Source organism: Spirosoma aerophilum (assembly GCF_054782495.1).
Genome location: NZ_BAAGSJ010000009.1, coordinates 310773 through 332356, shown reverse-complemented (window position 1 = coordinate 332356; position 21584 = coordinate 310773). Strand labels below are relative to the sequence as shown.

The 21584-nt window shown below is 52.8% G+C and carries 19 protein-coding genes; 13 read left to right on the top strand and 6 right to left on the bottom strand.

Annotation, left to right across the window (positions count from 1 at the left end; all coding sequences use genetic code 11):
* The first annotated feature begins 164 nt into the window (after positions 1 to 164).
* Complete coding sequence (locus ACYVK4_RS09095) at positions 165 to 1121, top strand: ABC transporter substrate-binding protein (RefSeq protein ID WP_461127179.1); 957 nt, start codon at positions 165 to 167, stop codon at positions 1119 to 1121.
* Positions 1122 to 1281: 160 nt separating this feature from the next.
* Here ACYVK4_RS09095 and ACYVK4_RS09090 read toward each other — a convergent pair whose 3' ends face one another.
* Together ACYVK4_RS09090 and moaA are read right to left on the bottom strand one after the other, a co-directional pair.
* On the bottom strand, positions 1282 to 2427 hold the full coding sequence (locus ACYVK4_RS09090) for a thioredoxin-like domain-containing protein (RefSeq protein ID WP_461127178.1): 1146 nt from the start codon (positions 2425 to 2427) through the stop codon (positions 1282 to 1284).
* Positions 2428 to 2606: 179 nt separating this feature from the next.
* The gene (gene moaA, locus ACYVK4_RS09085; RefSeq protein WP_461127177.1) at positions 2607 to 3587 is read right to left on the bottom strand and encodes a GTP 3',8-cyclase MoaA; all 981 of its coding nucleotides are present in this window, start codon (positions 3585 to 3587) and stop codon (positions 2607 to 2609) included.
* A gap of 271 nt (positions 3588 to 3858) precedes the next feature.
* Between moaA and ACYVK4_RS09080 the strand changes: the two genes are divergently transcribed.
* The 12 genes from ACYVK4_RS09080 to ACYVK4_RS09025 all read left to right on the top strand — a co-directional run bounded on the left by ACYVK4_RS09080 (position 3859) and on the right by ACYVK4_RS09025 (position 17854).
* The gene (locus ACYVK4_RS09080) at positions 3859 to 4398 is read left to right on the top strand and encodes a hypothetical protein (protein ID WP_461127176.1); all 540 of its coding nucleotides are present in this window, start codon (positions 3859 to 3861) and stop codon (positions 4396 to 4398) included.
* 324 nt (positions 4399 to 4722) lie between these two features.
* Complete coding sequence (locus ACYVK4_RS09075; RefSeq protein WP_461127175.1) at positions 4723 to 5838, top strand: hypothetical protein; 1116 nt, start codon at positions 4723 to 4725, stop codon at positions 5836 to 5838.
* Between the two features lie 131 nt (positions 5839 to 5969).
* Positions 5970 to 6866, top strand: coding sequence for a hypothetical protein (locus tag ACYVK4_RS09070; RefSeq protein WP_461127174.1), 897 nt, complete (start codon positions 5970 to 5972; stop codon positions 6864 to 6866).
* A 26-nt stretch (positions 6867 to 6892) separates the two neighbouring features.
* Positions 6893 to 8440, top strand: a complete 1548-nt coding sequence (locus ACYVK4_RS09065; protein WP_461127173.1) for a vanadium-dependent haloperoxidase — start codon at positions 6893 to 6895, stop codon at positions 8438 to 8440.
* Between the two features lie 318 nt (positions 8441 to 8758).
* On the top strand, positions 8759 to 9670 hold the full coding sequence (locus ACYVK4_RS09060; protein WP_461127172.1) for a hypothetical protein: 912 nt from the start codon (positions 8759 to 8761) through the stop codon (positions 9668 to 9670).
* 34 nt (positions 9671 to 9704) lie between these two features.
* Positions 9705 to 11213: a PA-phosphatase gene (locus ACYVK4_RS09055; RefSeq protein ID WP_461127171.1), complete on the top strand. Its 1509-nt coding sequence runs from the start codon at positions 9705 to 9707 to the stop codon at positions 11211 to 11213.
* Between the two features lie 134 nt (positions 11214 to 11347).
* Positions 11348 to 12232, top strand: a complete 885-nt coding sequence (locus ACYVK4_RS09050; RefSeq protein WP_461127170.1) for an STAS domain-containing protein — start codon at positions 11348 to 11350, stop codon at positions 12230 to 12232.
* Positions 12233 to 12244: 12 nt separating this feature from the next.
* Positions 12245 to 12634, top strand: a complete 390-nt coding sequence (locus ACYVK4_RS09045) for an STAS domain-containing protein (RefSeq protein ID WP_461127169.1) — start codon at positions 12245 to 12247, stop codon at positions 12632 to 12634.
* A gap of 1 nt (position 12635) precedes the next feature.
* Positions 12636 to 13034, top strand: a complete 399-nt coding sequence (locus ACYVK4_RS09040) for an anti-sigma regulatory factor (RefSeq protein ID WP_461127168.1) — start codon at positions 12636 to 12638, stop codon at positions 13032 to 13034.
* Positions 13027 to 14040 (top strand): anti-sigma regulatory factor, encoded by a 1014-nt coding sequence (locus tag ACYVK4_RS09035; protein WP_461127167.1) that lies wholly within the window; start codon positions 13027 to 13029, stop codon positions 14038 to 14040. Before ACYVK4_RS09040 ends, ACYVK4_RS09035 begins: the two co-directional genes overlap by 8 nt.
* A gap of 4 nt (positions 14041 to 14044) precedes the next feature.
* A complete protein-coding gene (locus ACYVK4_RS09030) occupies positions 14045 to 15745 on the top strand; it encodes an ATP-binding protein (RefSeq protein WP_461127166.1) in 1701 nt (566 codons plus the stop codon).
* A 60-nt stretch (positions 15746 to 15805) separates the two neighbouring features.
* On the top strand, positions 15806 to 17854 hold the full coding sequence (locus tag ACYVK4_RS09025; protein ID WP_461127165.1) for an alpha-1,4-glucan--maltose-1-phosphate maltosyltransferase: 2049 nt from the start codon (positions 15806 to 15808) through the stop codon (positions 17852 to 17854).
* 108 nt (positions 17855 to 17962) lie between these two features.
* Here ACYVK4_RS09025 and ACYVK4_RS09020 read toward each other — a convergent pair whose 3' ends face one another.
* The 4 genes from ACYVK4_RS09020 to ACYVK4_RS09005 form a co-directional block, all read right to left on the bottom strand.
* On the bottom strand, positions 17963 to 18823 hold the full coding sequence (locus tag ACYVK4_RS09020; protein ID WP_461127164.1) for a transglutaminase family protein: 861 nt from the start codon (positions 18821 to 18823) through the stop codon (positions 17963 to 17965).
* 67 nt (positions 18824 to 18890) lie between these two features.
* Positions 18891 to 19796, bottom strand: coding sequence for an SAM-dependent methyltransferase (locus ACYVK4_RS09015; RefSeq protein WP_461127163.1), 906 nt, complete (start codon positions 19794 to 19796; stop codon positions 18891 to 18893).
* A gap of 54 nt (positions 19797 to 19850) precedes the next feature.
* Positions 19851 to 20996, bottom strand: a complete 1146-nt coding sequence (locus tag ACYVK4_RS09010) for a fatty acid desaturase family protein (RefSeq protein WP_461127162.1) — start codon at positions 20994 to 20996, stop codon at positions 19851 to 19853.
* 7 nt (positions 20997 to 21003) lie between these two features.
* Complete coding sequence (locus ACYVK4_RS09005) at positions 21004 to 21336, bottom strand: winged helix-turn-helix transcriptional regulator (protein ID WP_461127161.1); 333 nt, start codon at positions 21334 to 21336, stop codon at positions 21004 to 21006.
* Between the last annotated feature and the right edge of the window lie 248 nt (positions 21337 to 21584).

The window sequence follows — 21584 nt, the reverse complement described above, 5'->3', positions numbered from 1 at the left end:
TAATTAATGGCGCACAGATTAAGCGTGATGGTTTGTAGCCTGCTCCATTTTAGGCTTGTTGATGAATGTGTTTATTTTCAGTTAATTAGCGCACCGTTTTGGCGAACCTGAATTGATTTACGTTTTTGATCTGGCACATAGTGGCCATAATAGTATTGTATAGTATGAGCACTCGCATACGTTTAGCCCTCGATCGGACACCAAACACAAACCACACTGGATTTTATGTTGCCCTGGCCAAAGGAGCTTATGCCAAAGCCGGCCTTGATGTGGAGCTTATCTCTCCCGATCAGGACGATTACCGCACCATGCCCGCCCGACGCGTTTCGCAGGGGACGGCTGAGCTGGCCATCACACCCTCGGAAAGCGTCATCAGTTATCAAACCAATGGCGTTCCCCTGATTGCCGTGGCTACGGTTTTAGCCCGCGACATTAGTGCTATCGTGACCTTAAAGGAAAGCGGAATCAGCAGACCACGGGAGCTGGACGGGAAAGTGTACGGCTCCTACGGTGCTCGTTATGAAGATGATATGATCCGTCAACTGATCCAGAATGACGATGGTCGGGGTCAGTTTGTATCGCATAAAATGGGCTGGTCGGGTATCTGGCGGGCCTTACTAACCCGCGAGGTAGATGCCGCCTGGTGCTGGCTGACCTGGGAAGGGGTACAGGCCGATATTCAGGGTGTCGATCTCAATCAGTTCCTGTTCGACGAATACGAAATTCCGTACGGGTACAACCCTGTGCTCACGGCCCACAGCCAGTGGACGGAACAGAATGGCGATGCGCTGCGTCGGTTTCTGGAGGAGACAGCCGCTGGCTATCGGTTCGCTATCAAAAACCCGGACGAGTCGGTTCGTTTGTTGATGAAAACGGCCAATCATCCCACACTGACCAAACGTAATTTTCTGGAACAGAGCCAGCAGATGGTGTCCGGCTATTACCTGGACGGCGAAGGGCACTGGGGCTTCATGCACCGGAACGTCTGGGTATCGTTCACGAACTGGATGATCCGCAACCACCTGCTTACCGACAAAAACGGCGAGATAATCCAACGCATGGACGTTGAGACCCTCTTCACCAATAAGTACCTGGAAGGCGTTCCCGCCATGATGCGGTAGGAGGGACGTTGCTGGTGCGGATATATGCATAGCTGGCGCGGGCATTAGCCCGTGCCTTTTTATATAGCCAGCATTCGCTGACGCGGATAATTAGCTGAAACGTCAGTGAATACTGACGAAAGGCACGGGCCAATGCCCGCGCCAGCGTGCCCCGAATCAATCAATGGCTAAGCAGTTTGCTTACCTGATAATCAACGCTGTTCTCTCCTTCTCCCTGCCCCACAGAACGCGCCACCAGTTTGTGATCCGGGCTAAAGAGGAGCCAGACGGGGATTGCGTTTAAGTTGTACTTTTTATCCAGCTGCGCAAACGAAGTGGTTTTATCCGTAGTCAATTGAGACCACATCATTTGTTCTTTCTCCATGGCTTTTTGCCACTTATCTTTCTGTTGATCGGTTGAAATACTAACAATGCTCAGCTTGTCGCTATGTTTTGTGTAGAGCGCCTTAAGCTGGGGTATCTCCCGACGGCAGGGACCGCACCAACTGGCCCAGAAAACCACCAGTGTATGTTTATCAGATGATAGTACGGATGAGGTGAAACCGCCATCGGGTTTCATCAATGAGATCGAATCCGGGAAACCACTGCCTGGTTGATTCTGATAGGTAGTATAAGCGACCAGAGTTTTGTAAGTCTCAGTTTCTTGTAATGATGGATCGAAGAGGCTAAGTAACCGGCCAATCTCGGCTTCGCTCAGGAAGGTTCGATTACGGTACAATTCGCCTAGTAAATGGAATGAAGAAGGATATTTCCTGACCTGGCTTTCGTTATACTTCTGTTTGTCCGGTTGCTGTGCTCTATTTGGTAGAAAGGATACCTGTTTAAAAGCCAGCGTCGTTTGCGGTTTTACCTCGACAAAACGGCATAAAACCGATCGTTTGCTCAGCCTGGCTAAGCTGGCTATCATTTTCCGGGCATACGCTGTTGTGTCCGACTCCAGTTGAGTAAGACCCGGCTCCAGGTAAAAATTAGATTCAATGAAATTCTTTTTAAATGGATTTGGATAGCCTATCATCGAATAGGGCTGATTTGGATCACTGGATTTGTACACCAGAGCCACCTGAACGGGATGTTTTCTGGACTGGTCAGCCAGGGCAAGCCTGAACTTTCCGTTCGTGACTCTGGCCGAATCGTCAAAATCACGAGTGCCCGTATTCCCCAAATAAATCATTTTTCCTTCCAGAAAGGGGTACGCGTTTTTGAGATCGCCTTCAACCACATAGCCCGGCTCCTCTGAGCGACTCTGGCAGGCAGCTAAAGAAATGGCCGTTAACAGGATAATGGGAGTGAAATGGCTGAGTTTCATAAACGCGCTTTTTAGACCCTAATCGTGTAAACAATAAACCATCAAATGATTGGCTATTATTGTGTTGAGGAGGAAAGCGGTTTGGGTTTACTATCTACTAGCCGACTCTATGTGAGTGAGTTGACTGCTGGCGCGGGTCGGTCCGGCGTTCCGGTTGGCCCGCGCCAGCATGCGCTGAATCAACCGCCGATGGTCGACATGGATTCGGTGACTGTGTCGCGTTGCTGCTCGGCTTCGAACCCGTTGGCGGGGCGGTGAGAAAAGGCTTTCAGAAAAGCGGTTGTGAGTTCCTCGTCAGTGGCACCACTGCGGAGTAAGGCCCGTACATCCAGCACGCCGTTATCGTACAGGCAGGTTTTTAGCGTACCCTGCGCGGTCATACGGATGCGGTTGCAGGTGCCGCAGAACGTCCGGCTGAAAGCCGCAATAACACCAATAGTACCCTGATGGCCCGGAATCTGGTAGTTGGCCGACGTTGAGAACGGAGGGTCGGGCAGTTTATGCAGATCGGGGAAGTGCGCCCGGATTTCGTCGATGATGCGCCGGTGGGTCCAGTTCAGAACAGGGTAGTGGCTGCCTTCGCCGTTAAACGGCATCTCTTCGATAAACCGAACATCCACGGGCATCGTCCGGGTCATTTCGGTGAGCGGCACCAAGTCCTGGGTATTCTGCCCATCCATGACCACGGCATTGATCTTGGTTTGAATACCTGCTTCCAGCAGCGCGTCGAGGGTTTTCAGCACGGCGGGTAACTCATCGCGACGGGTAATTTTATGGAATCGCTCGCGGTCGAGTGTATCCAGACTCAAATTGACCGACTTAACGCCCAATGCCGCTAAGGCCGGTATGTGAGGGGCTGTCAATACGCCGTTTGTCGTCAGCGAAATATCGTTAAGGCCGTCAATCTCGGCCAATCGATGCAGGAAGTCCATCAGCCCCGCCCGAACGAACGGCTCCCCGCCCGTGATGCGAACTTTCTGAACCCCCAACCGGGCCAATACGCGCACCAGTCGCTCCATCTCTTCATACGTTAGCACCTGATGTTTGGGCAGGTACTTAATTCCTTCTTCGGGCATGCAGTAGAAGCACCGCAGGTTGCAGCGGTCCGTAACGGCCAGCCGAAGGTAGGAAATAGGGCGATTGTGGTTGTCGTAGATCATGCAGTATGCTATTAACACAAATCTACAGATTTTGATTGCAAGCACCAATGCGATTCTCGGTTACAACTCTTCCTGAATAAAGGATGTGCCACAGGCTTTGACATCCAGGGGTAGCTACTTTTTTAAAATCGCTTGATCTGGTTGAAGGATATTGCGTTTTTTTTGGGAAAACGCAGCCTGAATGATAAGTAAAAATACTGGCTAACTAGGGAATGTTGTTTTTGTTAAAGAATTAGTATTATTTTTGAGAAAAGTTTCACTGATCACACTTGTGAAGAAAGCAGTTTCCATCGGTCTCTTTGGCTTGTTCCTCTACCACACGCTGGCGTATGTGCTGGTGTTTGTGGGTATGTGGTGGCAGGCAGAGCACGACCTGTCGGAACGGCTTATAGTGTATCGGTCGGTGGATAGTCTTGTTGAGTTTCAGATTCCCCTGAAAGACACCCCCGATGCCAGTGCCATTACACGCACCACATCGGACGGCTTCACCTACCGGGGGCAGTATTATAGCGTGGTCAGCCTGGAAATCAAAGGTGACACCCTGAACATTTCCGGTTTGCAGTCGGAAAGCCGTTCGTTCTGGCAGAGTGATCTATTGTCGTTTTTAAATGACCACATCAGCGGGGCTACTGATTCACATAAGAAGGCGAATCAACTGCTGAAATTTTTATTAAAAGAGTACTCGCCCAATCCACGGGCTGTGTTTGATTTTCTCTCGCCCAGCTGGCGCGAATCTGTCTGTATGCCAAACGTTCTGTTTGTGATTGCAGCCCGCGCTCTGCCCGTTCATTCGCCCCCTCCCGAAGTCTGAGGTAAATTCCCGATCGCGTTTCCGGATCTAAATTGACGTAGCTTTTTGCTGGTCGTTTGCCTATGCGTTTTTGTATAGACAACGGTATTCATTCGATACCTGATGGCATCGTTAGCACGAATACGTAAGTGATTGGCATCAATTGACCATTCCATAGCCTGAAGCTCCGGCGTTTTGGCTCCGCGATCATACGGATTTTAGTCATGCTGATAGATAGATCAGACCTGTTGGTTTGTGTTTACACAACTCACGGGCTTAATCGACTCCTGTCATCGTGCGTCATTCCGGCTCTATTCATTCTTCCATTTCAGACATTTCTTATCAATGAAATCGATTTATACAATCGTTCTGGCTTTTGCCTATATCGTACTTTTTAACATCTCCGCGTCGGCGCAGGGTTGTGTGGCCGTTCGACACATGAGCTGCGCAGCTCCGGCGGGTTCTGCCGATTATTTTAAACAACGCAATGGACACTGGCAGGTATCGGCAGGGTACCGCTTTTTCCGCTCCTATAAGCACTTTGTGGGCGATGAAGAGCAGAAACAGCGTGTTGAGCAGGGAACCAACGTTATCAACGTGTCGCACGCGCTTGATCTGGGGCTTACTTATCTGGTTAATCAGCGGCTTTCGTTCTCAGCCAATTTGCCGATTCAGTACAACGACCGGTCATCGCTCTATGAGCATTATGGCAATGCTATCGCGCAAAATCCACAGCAGAAACGCTTTCATACTGGCTCACAAGGTATTGGCGATCTGCGCCTTTCGGGTAGCTACTGGCTGGTGAACCCCGTTAAACTGCCCAAAGCCAATCTGGCGGCAGGCCTGGGCGTGAAACTGCCGACCGGCAACTACGCAGCCACCGATAACTTCCATAAACTGACCAAAGAAGGAGTCGACTATACCATTAATAAACCGGTTGATCAGTCCATTCAACTCGGTGATGGCGGGGTGGGTGTCAGCGTTGAACTGCAGGGGTATGCAGCCATCACCAAAACATTGACGGCTTATGCCAACGGATTTTACCTGTTCAACCCCCGCGAAACCAACGGCGTTGTCCGTAGTCCGGAATCGGCCACCATCGACCTCGTAACGGGCTCGTTTTCTGTTGCCGATCAGTTTGCCGCTCGTGTTGGCCTGAGCCAGTCGATTAAGGCCGTTCCGGGGCTGGCCGTTATGCTGGGTGGTCGGGTAGAAGGCGTTCCGGCTATCGACGCTTTCGGCGGCAGCAGCGGTTTCCGTCGTCCGGGCTACATCGTATCGGTAGAGCCGGGGCTGTCGTACATGCGTCACAAAACCTCCATTGCGGCTACTGTTCCGGTGGCCGTTTACCGCAACCGCATCACCAGCTATGCCGACCGGCTCGACCCGCTGGGCCTGAAACACGGTGATGCCGCCTTCGCCGATTATCTGGTTTCCATTAACGTATCGCGCTGGTTTTAAGCAGTTGATCGGGTAAATAGTCGATTGGTTAATGGGCTGAAGAACAGTACTTTGCCCGAAAAACTAGTCGACTAGTTGCCTGGTTACAAGCCAACCTAAAAATCCATCGTACGATAAATTCTGACGGACCAATGAAAACGAGTTTACTCTATATTTTTCTGGCTGTATGGCTCATGCCTATTGCTGCTCAGGCGCAGATGCCGCATGATGCCATATACATGAACAAGCGGCAAATCTGCGTAGCGGGTATGTATGGTTCCAGCTCCTGGAATCAGTACTGGGAGGGTAGCCTGAAGCGCGAAAACCTGAACATTGGCACGCACACCACCCAGAGCTTTATGCTGATGCCCGTTATTGGCATCACGAAACGGGTCAATGTCATTCTGAGTCTGCCGTATGTCTGGACCAGCACGAGTGCGGGCAACCTGATGGGGCAACGGGGTATTCAGGACCTGTCGGCCTGGCTAAAGGTGAAAGCAGTGAAAGTGGGCGGGTTCTCGCTCAATGCCGTGGTGGGCGGTTCCATTCCGATGGGAAATTACGTGCCGAGTTTTCTGCCGATGTCCATTGGCCTGCAATGCCGAACGTTTACGGGACGCCTGCTGGCTAACTACAAGGAGCCTAAGACCGGCCTTTACCTGACCGCTCATGGCAGTTACGGCTGGCGGAGTAACACCCGGATCGACCAGGATGCCTATCAGGCTAATGAGCGGGTGTACAACACCAACGAAGTGCAGGTACCGAATACCTATGATGCGGCCGTTCGGCTGGGTGTTCAGCGGAAGGGCTGGCAAACGGAGTTCTGGGCCGAGCGTACGGCCTGTCTCAACGGCGACAACATTCGCCGGAATGACATGCCGTTTCCGACCAACAACATGCAGGCTACTTCCGTGGGTTGGTATGCCAAAGTGCAGCCCCGTAACATCGGGGTCAACGCCCGCGTCGGCTACGTGGTCGATGGGCTGAACGTGGGCCAAAGCACCAGCTACATGGTGGGGTTATTATACCAGATCAATTTTAAGAAATAAGTAAGCGTTCGAAGCGTCTGTACGCCATGAAAAAATATAGTCAATTACTGACACTCTGTTGCCTGCTGGCTGGTTTATCAACAGCCATCATCTCCTGCGACAAAAGCATAACCGAGCCGCTGCGGGTGGGATACACACCCGCCAGTGTCGACGAAAAGGCCGGTACCTGGAAAACGTATGTGCTTACATCGCCCACCGCCGTAACGGTAGCGGCTCCATCGGCAGTCACCTCGGCGGAGTATCTGGCGGAGGTGGCCGATCTTAAAACCAAATCAGCAAGTTTAACGCAGGAACAACAGGAAGCCGTTGTCTATTGGGGAGCCGGAGCTGTGTATCGCTGGAATGAAATAGCCCGCGAGCTGGCCGCCAAATACAACGTGCCGCCAGCCTCTACGCCCGATGGTAAATACCCGGTGCCGGATGCCGCCAACCCGCTGGCCGATCCCCGCTTTCCGTTTGCCAACCCACCCTATACGGCTCGTGCGTTTGCCTATCTGAGCGTGGCCCAATACGACGCGCTGGTGGCTGCCTGGACAATCAAATATACTTTCAAACGGTCGGCACCCGCCAAAGCGGATGCGTCTCTTCGGGTAGCCTTACCAGCCTCGGCACTACCCTCATATCCGTCGGAAGATGCGGTTGTGGCAGCGGCATCTTACACAGTGCTCAAAGCGATGTTTCCGGGCGAAGTGCCCTTTCTGGATGCCAAGCTGGCCGAGCACCGCAACAGCCGGCTGTGGGCCGGAATGAATGTGATGAGTGACCTCAACGCCGGGGCTGATGTGGGGAGTCAGGTGGCGGCTAAAGTGATGGCGCGTGCCAAAACGGATGGCATGAGTGCGGCCAACAACCAGACCCTCACCGCAGCCATGATTACCGATGCCAAAGCGCGCGGATTGAGTGAGATCTGGGTAAGTCAGGAGACGCCGGCCCGGCCGCCGATGTTACCCAACTACGGAGCCGTGCAGAACTGGAATTTCGATGCGGCTACCAAAGTGAAGCTGCGCCCCGGTCCTCCCCCCGCCATCAACAGCCCGGAGTTTAACACGGCGCTGGATGAACTGAAAGCAATCAATAAAAACCAGACCCGGGAGCAGGCACGTATTGCCAACTACTGGGCCGATGGCGCGGGAACGTACACGCCCCCCGGCCACTGGATGCGGGCGGCTGCCAATGCGGCCCATGATGCGAAGTATAGCGAAATACGCATGGCCAGAACGCTGGCCCTGGTGGCTACGGCGCTGATGGATGCGGGCGTTTGCTGCTGGGATACCAAGATGTTTTATTACTATCCCCGTCCGCAGCAGTTTGGGATGAAAACCTCGGTTGGCTTGCCCAACTTTCCGTCCTACACATCGGGCCATTCCACATTCTCGGCGGCAGCGGCTACGGTGCTAGGCAGTATCTTCCCCGAGCAGGCCGACGACTTCTGGGCAAAAGCGCAGGAAGCTTCCGATTCGCGGGTGTATGGCCTGATTCACTACCGGTTCGACTGCACGGCGGGTTTAGCCTGTGGGAAAAGTATTGGCGCCTATGCCGTAGCAAGGGGTAAGGCAGACGGATCAGGATTATAAAACGATGTCGGCTCGTAGTCTGGCATATACATGAAAGCTAATGAATATAGGTTTATCATAGGTTAGGTCTAGTCCCCGGCTTCTCTGTGGCCGGGATACTTTTCCTGATGATACAGGCATTGATTCCGTTTTGAGAAAACAGATAAGAGATCATCCATAATAGTGTTTCCTATTCTCCACCTGTTTTGCGGGTGGAGAATTTTTTTGCCCATGTAGTAATAATATCTATCAGGCGATTGACCACTTACAAGGAAAACCATCGTTGATAGGATATGGCTCCTTTCGAACGAGTACTTTTGTTCAATCTAAATTGGATGTATGCGATTAAAATTCTTTGCGTCCCTTCTGCTCGTACTTCCGATCGTCACCTCGCAGGGACAGGGGCTGATTGATGGGTTTATGCGCGGTCAGCGAAAAGCGAGTCTGGCCGTTTTCGGCTCCCAATCCACCTACGACACGTATTACGTCAACAAGACCGAAACGAAAAATCCCAATCTGGGTACCGTCACGACCGAAGCCCTGACCGTTGTGGGTACCTATGGGTTAGGGTACGACCTCGACCTGATCGTGGCGGCCCCTTACGTTCGAACCCAGGCCAGCGCCGGTTATTTTCCAAAGCAGGAAGGTTTTCAGGATGTGTCGGCTACCCTTCGCTGTGAGGCCTACGATTATAAATTCGGGCGTTCGCGGCTCTCCTGGCAGTTTGCCGTTGGCTACGCGGTGCCCATCCAGAACTACGTGAACGATGCGCTGGTGGCTATTGGGCGGGGATCAAAGAATCTGGATGCGCGGACCATTCTGCATTTTAAAGCCCGTTCGTTTTTTCTGACGGGTCAGTTCGGCTACATTCGGAACGGGCAGGTAACCCTCGATCATCCAGTCAATTACTACGATCCCAGTCAACTGAATCCCAATAGCGGCTCGAAAGTCAACGTGCCCGATGTTACCGAGATCATTGTACGCGGGGGGCTTGTGACAAAATTCTGCAACCTGGATGTGTGGGGGCAGCAGCAAACACCCCATAACGAAGGTACCAATATTGGCCCCGGCATCCCATTTCCCACGAACGCCATCGGCTTCACGCGGGTGGGTGCCACTGCCTACATTCGACTGCTCAAGCAATTTGGCCTGACAGCGGGCTACGCCACCACCCTCAACGGACGAAACACGGGCAAAAGCACTCAAATCAGCGGAGGTTTAGTAATTGGTCACTGGACTGCGAATAATTAGTGGCGCCATACGCGCGCTAGCGATACCGTCATTTATGAAAAGAAGAACGTCATTTATACTTCTGGGTACAATGCTGGTTTGGATAACGGCTTGTAAAGAGCCTATTATCGACGAGGGCATTTTCCCTACGCTCACCCCCACCTCGACCGATCCTGATGGGGGAAGCTGGCGGACTATCGTGCTGAAATCAACCGCCGATGTTTCCGTTCCTCAACCCACAGCCATTACCTCGGCGGCTTACCAGAGTGAGTTGACAGATGTTAAAAATGGGGTGCTCAGCTCAACCCCCGAACAGAATACGGCGGTCAATTTCTGGGCGGCCGGGGGCGTTCTGCGCTGGAATCAGATTGCGCGTCAGCTGGTCGCCAAGTACAATAATCCGCCTGGATACGATAATTTGACGGGTCAGGTCAATACATCGGCTACGGCGAACCCCTTTGCCGGCCCACCTTTTGCCGCTCGTGTATATGCGCTGCTAAGTGTGGCCCAATACGATGCGCTGGTGGTAGCCTGGCGGGCCAAGTACCAGTACAACCGCCCCTCGCTGGAGCAACAGGGCGTTATTGCCCGGGTGCCCATTCTGGATGTGCCTTCGTATCCGTCGGAGGATGCGGCCATTGCGGAGGCTTCGTGCCAGACGCTGGCGTATTTCTTTCCCAACGAAGTGGCCTGGCTCAAAGCCAGAGCCGCCGAACATAAGCAAAGCCGCATCTGGGCGGGAGCCAACGTGCCTTCCGATGTAAAAGCGGGTGAAGAACTGGCGGCTGTAGTAACGGCTACTGTGCTCAACCGCGCCAGAACGGACCGGTTCAGCACAGCCATAGACCAGACAAACACCTGGCAAACGAAACTCGTGGCGGCTCCTTACGATGTTAAATGGACTAGCCTGGAGTTGCCCGCCCGTGGGCCTGTTTTGCCGCTGGCAGGGAAGGTAAAAACCTGGTTCGACTCAACGGCTGTTGCGCAGGCTATGCCGACTGCGCCCCCGGCTACCACATCAGGCGAATACCAGACCGCTTTGGCCGAGGTGCGGACCCTCGCCAACACCCGTACACGCGACCAATCGCGTATAGCCAGTTACTGGGATAACGGGACCAATACGTTTTCGCTGTCGGGCCTCTGGAATTTTCTGGCCGAAGACCTCATTCGCCAGAATGGGCAGAATGAACTCCGGTCGGCACGTACCTATGCCCTTCTGAACCGAGCCCTGCAGGACGCCACCACCGCGGCCTGGCAAACGAAATACACCTATTTCACGCCCCGCCCTTCGCAACTGGATGCCACAATTAAAACCGCAACCCTCATTCCCAACACCCCCGGTTACCTATCTGATCAGGCCGCCGTTTCGGCTGCTGCTGCTGCGGTGCTGGGCTATCTGTTCCCCGACGAGACCACGAACCTGACGGCGCAAGCTACCGAAGCGGCCCTATCGGGGGTATACAGCGGCACACAGCTTCGATTTGATGCCGAAGCCGGAACTAAACTGGGTACGGCTATCGGGCAAATGGCCGTTGCCGGAGCAAAAGCAGATGGGGCAAAGTAAGTTGGTCGTTCGTATGTGATTTTCATTAAAAAGTGGTTTGCCGGGCCGAACAACTGCTTCTGAACTATACCGCTCTAAATCAATCGGCTTACCGGGTAAATGCGTATATTTGCTAAACAGCAAAACTTGTACGCATGACCGATTCGATCGTCGAAGTACTTCGGCAAAAGAAAACGCAGATTTTAACGACCTGGATGCGACTTCAACTGGCCGACGATAGCCTCCGTGAAGATCTGATGTCTAACGAAGAACTTCGAAACCAGTCAAGTGATCTTCTCAATACCTTATTTTCCGTATTGCGGGAGGATAGTCTCTCCCAGTTCAAAACGCAGGAATTAGACCCGCTTATCAGTATGTTAACAGGGATTTCGATGTCCCGCGCCCGCCAGGGGTATACGCCCCGCGAAACGGGCGTGTATATTTTCAGCCTGAAAGAAGCCTTGCTGGAAACCGTACAGGCTGAACTGGGAAATGACCCAAAACGGCTTTTTCAGGAGACGATCAAAATCAGCAAATTCCTCGATAACCTGGGCATCATTACGTTTGAGACGTTCATTCAGGGGCGTGAAGAGGTAATCCTGCGCCAGACCGATGAAATGACCAATATCCTGACGCCGGTTGTAAAGGTGTGGGACGGGATTCTGGCCATGCCGATTATTGGTACGCTGGATAGCTCCCGTACCCTGGTCGTGATGGAGAACCTCTTGCAGGAAATCGTTAACACCGGCAGCGACATTGCGATTCTGGATATTTCGGGCGTGCCCATGGTCGACTCGATGGTGGCCCAGCACCTGATAAAAACCGTCAACGCCACGCGTCTGATGGGGGCGGAGTGTATCATCAGTGGTATTCGTCCCGAAATTGCACAGACGATCGTTCATCTGGGCATCGACCTATCGAATGTAGTGACCAAAGCAACGCTCGCCAGTGCCCTCAAACATGCGTTTCGGACATTGCGGCTTGAGGTTCGGAAAGCACCCTCAGGTCTTACACCGTCTGAAAAATCCGCTTCTTTTTAAGGTAAATCGGTCATGGAGCGAATTCCTATTTTGAAAATGGGCCGGTTTCTGCTGGTAACCATTCAAGTTGATCTATACGACCGGCTGGCGCTTGATCTGGAAGCCAACATCATCAGCGCGATTCAGAAAAACAAGTCGCAGGGTGTCATGATCGACATCTCGGCAGTTTCTATTGTCGACTCGTTCATGGGGCGAATCCTGAGCAACATTGCCAGCATGGCCCGTATTCTGGATGCCGAAACCGTTGTGGTGGGTATGCAGCCCGCCGTGGCCATTACGCTGGTGGAACTGGGGTTGCCGCTCAAAGGCGTTCATACCGCTTTAAACGTGGAGAAAGGTATGGGACTTCTACATAGCAAGACAGTATCCGATGACGATGCCGATGCCGACCTAGACGACTAACGTGACGGATACCATAGCCATCGCTAATGAGAAAGACGTTGGACAACTGATTGGCCGGGTTCGTTTACAGGCCGGGCTTATTGGCATGACCTTGCTGAATCAAACCAAACTCATTACGGCTGCCAGCGAGTTGGCGCGTAACATGCTGACCTACGCGGGTGGTGGCGAAGTTGGTATCGACATCGTGAGCCGGGATAAAAAAAGTGGTATCCAGCTAATATTTACCGACAAAGGACCTGGCATTACTGACCTGCCACTGGCTATGAAAGATGGCTATACAACAGGCTCGGGGCTGGGCATGGGCTTGCCGGGTGCCAAACGCCTGGCCAGTGAATTTTCGATCAACACAGTAGTAGGGCAGGGCACAACGGTAAGCATTATCAAGTGGACAAATGGATAATACACCGCATCGCTCATTTGCCGTGCCGGACCGAAGTTACGGAGCCATGATCAAACGGGAGATCCGTATGATGGGAGCCCGGCTCAGGTTCAGTGAAAAAAAATTGAGTGAACTGGACATCATCCTGGCTGAACTGATCTCCAACCTGGTGAAGTATGCCAGCGAAGGAGAACTGCTGGCAAAATTAACAACCGGACCTGATAAGGCTATTCTCGAATTGATTAGCGTCGACAAAGGGCCTGGCATGGAAGATCCCAGCCGAATGATGCTCGATGGGGTATCCACGGGTGGCTCACTGGGTCAGGGGCTGGGGGCCATCAAACGGTTGTCCAATGAGTTTCAGCTGTATTCACAGCCCGGCCACGGAACCGTTGTGCTGGTGCGGCTTTACGAAAAGGCTCCCCAGCCAACCAGCACGCCCCTTCTCGCCGACGTTCGCTGTATCAGTGTGCCGAAATTGGGCGAAACCGTTTGTGGCGATGCGTGTTATACTAAGCTGAACAGTACATCGCTCACCGTTTTTCTGGGCGATGGGCTGGGACATGGTTTACTGGCCCATTCGGCGGTGGAGCAGGCCATCCGAAGAATGAAGCTGGAAATGGAAGCCAGTCCGGCCAAACTACTGGAGATAGTCCATGAAGCTTCTGCCGGAACGAGAGGCCTGGTGGCAACCTGTGCTATTTTCGATTTTACCAGCCGCAAATGGAAGCTTTGCGGAGTCGGAAATATCATTGCCCGGCTTGTTGGTTCGATGGGTACAAAAGGATACATGGCTCAGAATGGTATCCTGGGATATAATATTCCTCGAACATTAATTGACCAGGAGATGTCTTATGAACGGGGTCAGACGCTGGTCATGACCTCCGACGGACTGCATACGCGCTGGAATCCGGCGCGTTATCCGGGTAGTGGAAATTATGATCCGTCTATATTGGCGGCAATAATTTATAAAGAATGCGCCCGCCATACCGACGATATGTCGGTCATAGTGAGCAAGCTTTACTAACGTTATGCATGAGTTAACGAAATTAATGCTGGACAATGAGATGGACCTCATTCTGGTTCATAAACGCAGCATGAAACTGGCCGAGCTGGTGGGACTTTCGCTGGCCTCTCAAACAACCTTTGCAACGGCTGTTTCGGAAGTGGCGCGCCTGGCTGTAGCCACGGGCAATCATGCATCGCTGCGCCTGGGCGTGAGTGCAAATGATACCAAAGGCTGGCGAATTCTGGCCCGCCTGCACGACCGGCGGAAATATGAAACGGGGGCCTTCGAATCGGCCATGAACCACGCCCGACGGCTGGTCGATGAACTGAAGATCGACGTGACCGCACAGGGTACCGATATTTACTTGTATTGTACGGTCTCCGATCTGAAAGCGGTCAACTCCGATCGCATCGAGGTCTGGAGAAATCAGTTCATGCGCGAACCACCGGCTTCGCCCTACGACGATATCAAACGCAAGAACAGTCAGTTGCAGGAGCTGGCTGAGCGGCTTAGCCAGAGTGAACAGCAGTACAAACAGGTGACGAACTCACTGCCGCTGCTCATCTTTTCAATGACCCCCGATGGGCAGTTAACCTACGCCAATCAGGGATTTACCAATTTTCTAGGCAAGGAAATTGCCGACCTGAATAAAGAAAACTGGCTCAGCTATTTTCATGATGACGACTACCCGGCCGTGCGAACGATCTGGGACGATAGTGTGGCTTCCAGCCTGCCCTTTCGGGGAGAGTGGCGCCTGCGGAATGACCTCACCGGCGATTACATCTGGCATATGGTGTCGGTAACGCCCCTGCGGGACGCCGATCAGCACGTGATTCACTGGACCGGCTTTCTGGCCGATATTCACGCCCAGAAGGTTATTGAACAGACGCTGCGCGACAATGAGGAGTTGCGACAGAACAAAAGCATTCTGGAAACAAGTCAGCAGCAACTGACCAACGACATTGGCGAGCTGAACCGGAGTAACACCGAACTGTCGCAGTTTGCCTATGTAGCCAGCCATGATCTACAGGAGCCGTTGCGCAAAATTCAGGCATTCAGCAGCCTGCTGACCGAGCAGTATGGCCCGGCGCTCGACGCCAACGCGCAGGATATTATTCAGCGGATGCAGTCGGCCACCAACCGGATGCAGGAATTGATTCGGGGTTTACTGGCCTACTCCCGGCTCAACACCGAAAAACCCTCGTTTCATGCCGTGTCCCTGTCAGCACTGGTTGCCGAAGTGCAGGGTGATCTGGAAACAGCCATACGGGGTCGGGAGGCTAAAATTCAGATTGGGGTGCTGCCGGTTGTACAGGGAAACATGCTGCAGCTGAGGCAGTTGTTCCAGAACCTGCTGAGCAATGCGCTGAAGTTCACCCCGTCGGGACGCGTTCCCATTGTGCAGGTCAGTACCCGGATGGTCCCGGCTGATCAGCTGCCCATGTCGGCCCTGGGCAAGGTGGAGCACTACCTCGAAGTAAGCGTAGCCGATAACGGTATTGGGTTCGACATAAAGTACATCGACCGGATCTTTAACTTGTTTCAGCGGCTGCACGGCCGTAGTGAATATGCCGGCACCGGTATTGGCCTGGCCATCTGCAAGAAAGTGGCCGACAACCACGGCGGTTACCTGACGGCGCGAAGCCAGCCCGGCCAGGGGGCTACTTTCCTGGTCTATCTGCCCATGAACCATCCTGAGGCCCTCCAGCAAATAATGCAGTAGAACCAGCTTTTTTGTAACATTGCTCAACCGTTTACGATTAACTAAGCAAACGATTAAGTGATGAGTATGCTCAATTCTCTTTCTGACCAATCTGATTTCGGCCAGTCTCGTGTCGTTATCGCACGCGTTAGTCCTGAACTCGATGGGGGGCGGTATCCCATAAAAGCAATTCCCGGTGATGTGGTGGCCGTTGAAGCCGACATCTTCGCCGACGGACACGATTACCTGACGGCCGTTCTCCTCTATAAACACATAGACGACCCTGCCTGGACAGAAGCCGCTATGACGCTGCTGACAAATGACCGCTGGGGTGCATCGTTCGTTGTCGAGAAACAGGGGCGATACCTGTACACCTTCGAAGGGTGGATTGACCATCCCGGCTCCTGGCAGCACGAAGTTCACTTAAAAGTGGCCGACGGCCAGCGTATTACCAGCGAGCTACTGGCAGGCGCTTCATACATAGACGGCATGATCGAACGGGCGGGCGGCCGCTCAGAAGTCGTGGCCACGGCTAAAGGGAAAGGGAAAAAGAAAGCGGAACCCGTAGAGGAGTCTGCCGATGTCAAAATACTGCGCGACATGGCAGCCATGTTCCGCGATGAAGCGCGTTACGACGAAGCCGTCTCCATTGCCGAAAGTGACCAGTTTACGTTTTATGCCAACCGCTATCCCGAGCGCAAACACGTTACGCGCTATGGCCACGAGCTGGGCGTTGAGGTAGACCGGGCGCGTGCCGGATTCAGCACCTGGTATTGCCTGTTTCCCCGCTCGGCCTCGCGCGAAGAAGTCGGTGGCGAACCTGCACACGGTACCTTTCGGGATGTAGAGGCCCTGCTGCCACGCATATCGGGAATGGGGTTCGATGTGCTCTATCTGCCGCCTATCCACCCCATCGGTACGGCCCACCGAAAGGGCAAAAATAATTCGGTTGTCTGCCAGCCCGGCGACCCCGGCGTTCCTTACGGCATTGGTTCGGAAGAAGGAGGGCATGATGCCATTCATCCGCAGCTTGGTACGGTCGATGACTTCAAACACCTGATCGCCATTGCCAGGAATTACGATATGGAGGTCGCGATGGACCTCGCTATTCAGTGCTCGCCCGATCACCCCTGGGCCAAAGAACACCCGGACTGGTTCAAGAAGCGTCCTGACGGCAGCATTCAATACGCCGAAAATCCGCCTAAAAAATACCAGGACATCTACCCCGTTTATTTCGAAACCGACGACTGGCAGAACCTCTGGGAAGAGCTGAAGCGGGTACTGCTGTTGTGGGGATCATGGGGCGTACGCATTATCCGGGTCGATAATCCGCACACGAAACCGTTTGCGTTCTGGGAGTGGATCATTGCCGAAGTGAAGAAGGTGTACCCGGATATGATTCTGCTGGCCGAAGCGTTCACCAAGCCGAAGGTGATGCAGGAGTTAGCCAAACGGGGATTTGCCCATTCATATACCTACTACACGTGGCGTACGACCAAAGCGGAGTTGCAGACGTATATGACTGAGCTGACGCAGGAGGAAATGAAATATTACTTCCGCCCGAACTTCTGGCCAACTACGCACGATATTAACCCCGCAAGTTTGCACTCGGGGCACGAGCCACAGTTTCTGATTCGTTATTTTCTGGCAGCTACGTTGTCCAGCAACTACGGGATTTATGGCCCATCCTTCGAGTTGATGGAGCATATTCCGTTTCCTAACAAAGAAGAATACCTGAACTCGGAGAAGTACGAAATCCGCCACTGGGACTGGGACAAAACCAATAAGATGACCTATCTGATTACCCTGGTCAACCGGATTCGGCGCGAAAACATAGCTCTGCAAAAGACCAATAATATTTCGTTCTGTACAGTCAGCGACGACTTCATCATGGCGTATCTGAAAACTACCGGCAACAACCGGTTGCTGATCATTGTCAATACCGATGCCTATCAGCGCCGGGCAGGCATGGTACAGGTACCCATCTGGGAGCTGGGCATCGGACACGACCAGACCTACAAAGTACATGATCTGCTCACCCAGGCGTACTATACCTGGACCGGTGAATACAACTACGTCGAGCTGGACCCGTATGTGCTGCCCATGCACCTGTTTCGGATTGAAGTCTAGTCTATAAAGTAGTAAGTGGTAAGTTGCCAAGTAGTAAGTGGTTGATGCGAAAGCAATACTCGCGCGTCAGCCACTTACTACTTGGCAACTTACCACTTACTACTTAACTCAAATAACCTCCAGCGTATTCGTGTATGACAGCGTTGTTTCGTTGACGTCGGTGGTGCCGGTTACGGGGGCGGCTCCGGTGGGTTCGGACGTGCAGGCAAGGGGGATGTGACCCTCGGTGGCTAACATGCCGGACGTTGGGTCAAATCCGATCCAGCCAGCCCCGGGAATGAACACTTCGGCCCAGGCGTGCAGGGCCAGCGAATTTTCCTTTAATTCAGACGGCCCCTGTGGTACCACCTGCGCCAGATAACCCGACACAAAACGGGCGGCCAGGCCAAAATGCCGCAGCGTTTGCACGAGCAGCCAACCCGAATCGCGGCAGGAGCCAATGGCCAGATCAAGCGTTTCTTCCGGGGTTTGTACACCTGGCTCCATGCGGGTTGTGTAGGCGATATCCTGAAAAATCCGGCGGTTAAGCATGATCAGGAAGTCGATGGTACTCTGTTCCGTCTGGTCGATGGTCTGAAGCCACTGCTCCCAATGGTGCCCCTGCTCGGTAACATCCAGATAAGGGGCCAGATCTTTCTTTAGCTGGGGTTCATAGGCGAACGGAAACGAGATCGCATAGGAATCCAGCAGGAAATCGAACGGGTTCACGGGCTCCAGGCGGGCAATAATGTCGACGTCGATAGACAGGAAGGACATGGGTTCCCAGAAATCGACCCGGGCAATGAAGTTCCCAAACGGGTCCTGCTGCCAGTGAATGACGTGGTTGGCCGGTTGGATGGTCAATGAATAGGACTCGATCGACGCCGGGCTATGCGCCACGGGCCGGAGCCGAATCAAATGGGGCGAGAGCGAAACCAGCCGATCATAATCATAACGAGTGTGGTGATGAATGGCGACGCGGACAGACATAATTGACGATGAAGAAGTAAACCCGTGCCACAGATGTAGACTGTGGCACGGGTTTAAGGTTTCTGGATTATACTTTTTCGAAAACCAGTCGGTAGTGTTCCATGGTTTCCCGCTGAAAGCACACCCGGTTCGGACTCTTGCGGAAAACGGCAATCAGGTCCTGAAACGGCTTGTTCGTCAGTAATTTTGGCAGCAGCGACGCATACAGGGCGTATTTGGTCAGGTTAAAGGCCCGGAACCGCTTCCGCCATTGACCAATCGTTTCGATGTAATCGAGCCGTCCGCTGCTTTGTGAGATGAGTTTGAAAAGCGGCTGGGCATTCCGTATCACCTGCTCCGGTCCGTAAGGAAGCCAGGAGCCCGGAAATTGGGCAATCATCAGCGCCAGCATATAGGAGTCGGAGTCTTTTGGGGCATCCAGACTGATTTCTTCGTAGGGAATCATGTTCTTGCCAAACACCATGGTCTGCATGTAAAACCGGCCGCCTACGGGTAATAATTCATACAGGTTTTTGAAGAAATCGGCGTACACCTTATCCTGATCGCCCGCCAGATACTGCTCAATGGAACAGAAGTGCTCCATGCCACCAATGCAGCTGACAGCATCGAAGGTGCCATAATCGGCGGGTGTGATCTGGCGGCAATCTTTAATGTCGACATCCAGCCCATTAGCCCGGCAGGCTTCGGCCTGACCTTTGGAGAGTGTAACCCCTTTACCGATAGCGCCCCGTTTTTTGGTTGCATAGGTCAGGTATGGACCCCATCCACAGCCCATGTCCAGGATTTTAGACCCTTTCTGGACGTTCAGGCTATCGGCAATAAACTTATGCTTTTGTTCCTGTGCCTGTTCGAGGGTAAGGGAAAAATCGCCGTTGTACATGGCACCGCTGTAGTCGCCGGTTTGCCCCATACTCAGGCGAAAAACTTTGTCAATGGTGGTGTACGTGAAATCGAGGTCTTGCTGCGAGGCCATAGGATAAGAGAGGGGAAAGATTAGGTTAAGTACTACAGGCCTGCTGCCCACCCGTCAAAGGTAAGGCACTGGCTCTTTTTCTGTTACGGGCAATGGGGCTGCTTTCACAGCAACAAGGGGAGCGGGTTGTCCCAGCGTCCGCAGAAGTCGGAAGTGAGACATCAGCGCTGAACCAAAACTACGATTTTCCAAATAAGGCAGGCCAAATTCCTGCGCTGTATCTTTCACAATGGCACTGATGGCCGGATAGTGAATGTGGCAGACCCTCGGGAAAAGATGGTGCTCGATCTGGCGATTCAATCCACCGCATAAAAAGGCCGCCATCGCCGAATTGGGGGCAAAGTTGGCAGTGGTGTGCATCTGGTGAACGGCCCAGGCCGCCTTGATATCGCCCTGTTCATCGGGTAGGGGAAAGTCGGTGCCTTCAACTACGTGGGCCAGTTGAAACACCAGACCCAGCACGAGTCCTTCGGCTACGTGCATCAGGAAAAAGCCAAGAGCCAGTTGCCACCAGGTCAGATCGAGGACTATGTACGGAACAATCAGAAAGAAAACATAATAGAGGGCTTTGGAAGCGAATAGCTTGATGTACTCGGCCCGGGGATGCACTGAATTGTCGTGGTGGCCAATCTCGTTTTTAAAGAATTTTACGTAGTCCTTCCGAAATACCCAGGATAACGAGGCCAGTGCGTAGAGGGGAAACGTGTACCAGTGCTGATACCGGTGCCAGGGACGAAGCTCGTCCTGCGAATCCAGGCGAACCAGGCCGGGCGCCAGTTCAATATCTTCATCGTGGCCCGGAATATTGGTATAGGTATGGTGAACGATATTATGGGTCACTTTCCAGATATAGGGATTGGCGCCCAGCAGGTAAAAGGTATTGCCCGTAAATTGATTGATCCAGCTGTTGGCCGAAAAAGCACCGTGCAAACCATCGTGCGACACGTTGAAGCCAATAAAGGCGGCAAACATACCCAGCACGATCGCCATGCCCAGCATGGGCCACAACCCAAACTGGTTGGACAGAATCAGGCCGTAAAGGGTCACGTAGCCGACCAGAAAAAAGCTGGCTTTTGTCCACATGGCACCATTGGCGTGCGACGAAATGCCCCTTTCGGTAAAATAAGCATCGACTCGTTTTCGGACTGTAGGAAAAAATTGTGATTTACTTTTGTCTCTAAATTTTAATGGATTTGACATTAATGTTTCAGTTAAAGATTTGACCGATCTGCTGCACCTGTCTTAACATAGGCAGGGCTAGTCGGCCGCGTTCAGTGAGCGTATATTCAACCCTCGACGGAATTTCTGCGAATACTTCCCGGTGCATAATGCCCAGCGCCACAAGAGCCTTCAGCTCACTGGCGAGCACTTTCTCGCTAACACCGGGCAGTTTACCACTAAGCTGGCTGTACCGAAGAGTCTGCTCGCCCAATACCAGAATGATATAAAGTCTCCATTTGCCGGAAACAATCACCAGGGCATTGTTGATCAAAAGCAGGTCTGGCTCGAAAGATAGCTCGTTTCGGTTACTGTTTGTCATTATGTAAATGTTAACCGAACCGAATAGGGTGTAACCCAGGCCGAGGCAGTCATAAGTGAGTTCCGGGCGCAAGTGCCTGATTAGTAGGCTAGGTTTGCCACGTATCGTTGAGTCTGCCAACGCTTCCGGCAAGCAGGTTTGCCAAAGATAACGAACTCGGTTAAAGCTTAAAGATTCTTTATAAAATTATGAATTAAAAAGATGGAGGTACGCTAACGTCGATAGAGGAAATAGTAACTACTGACAAA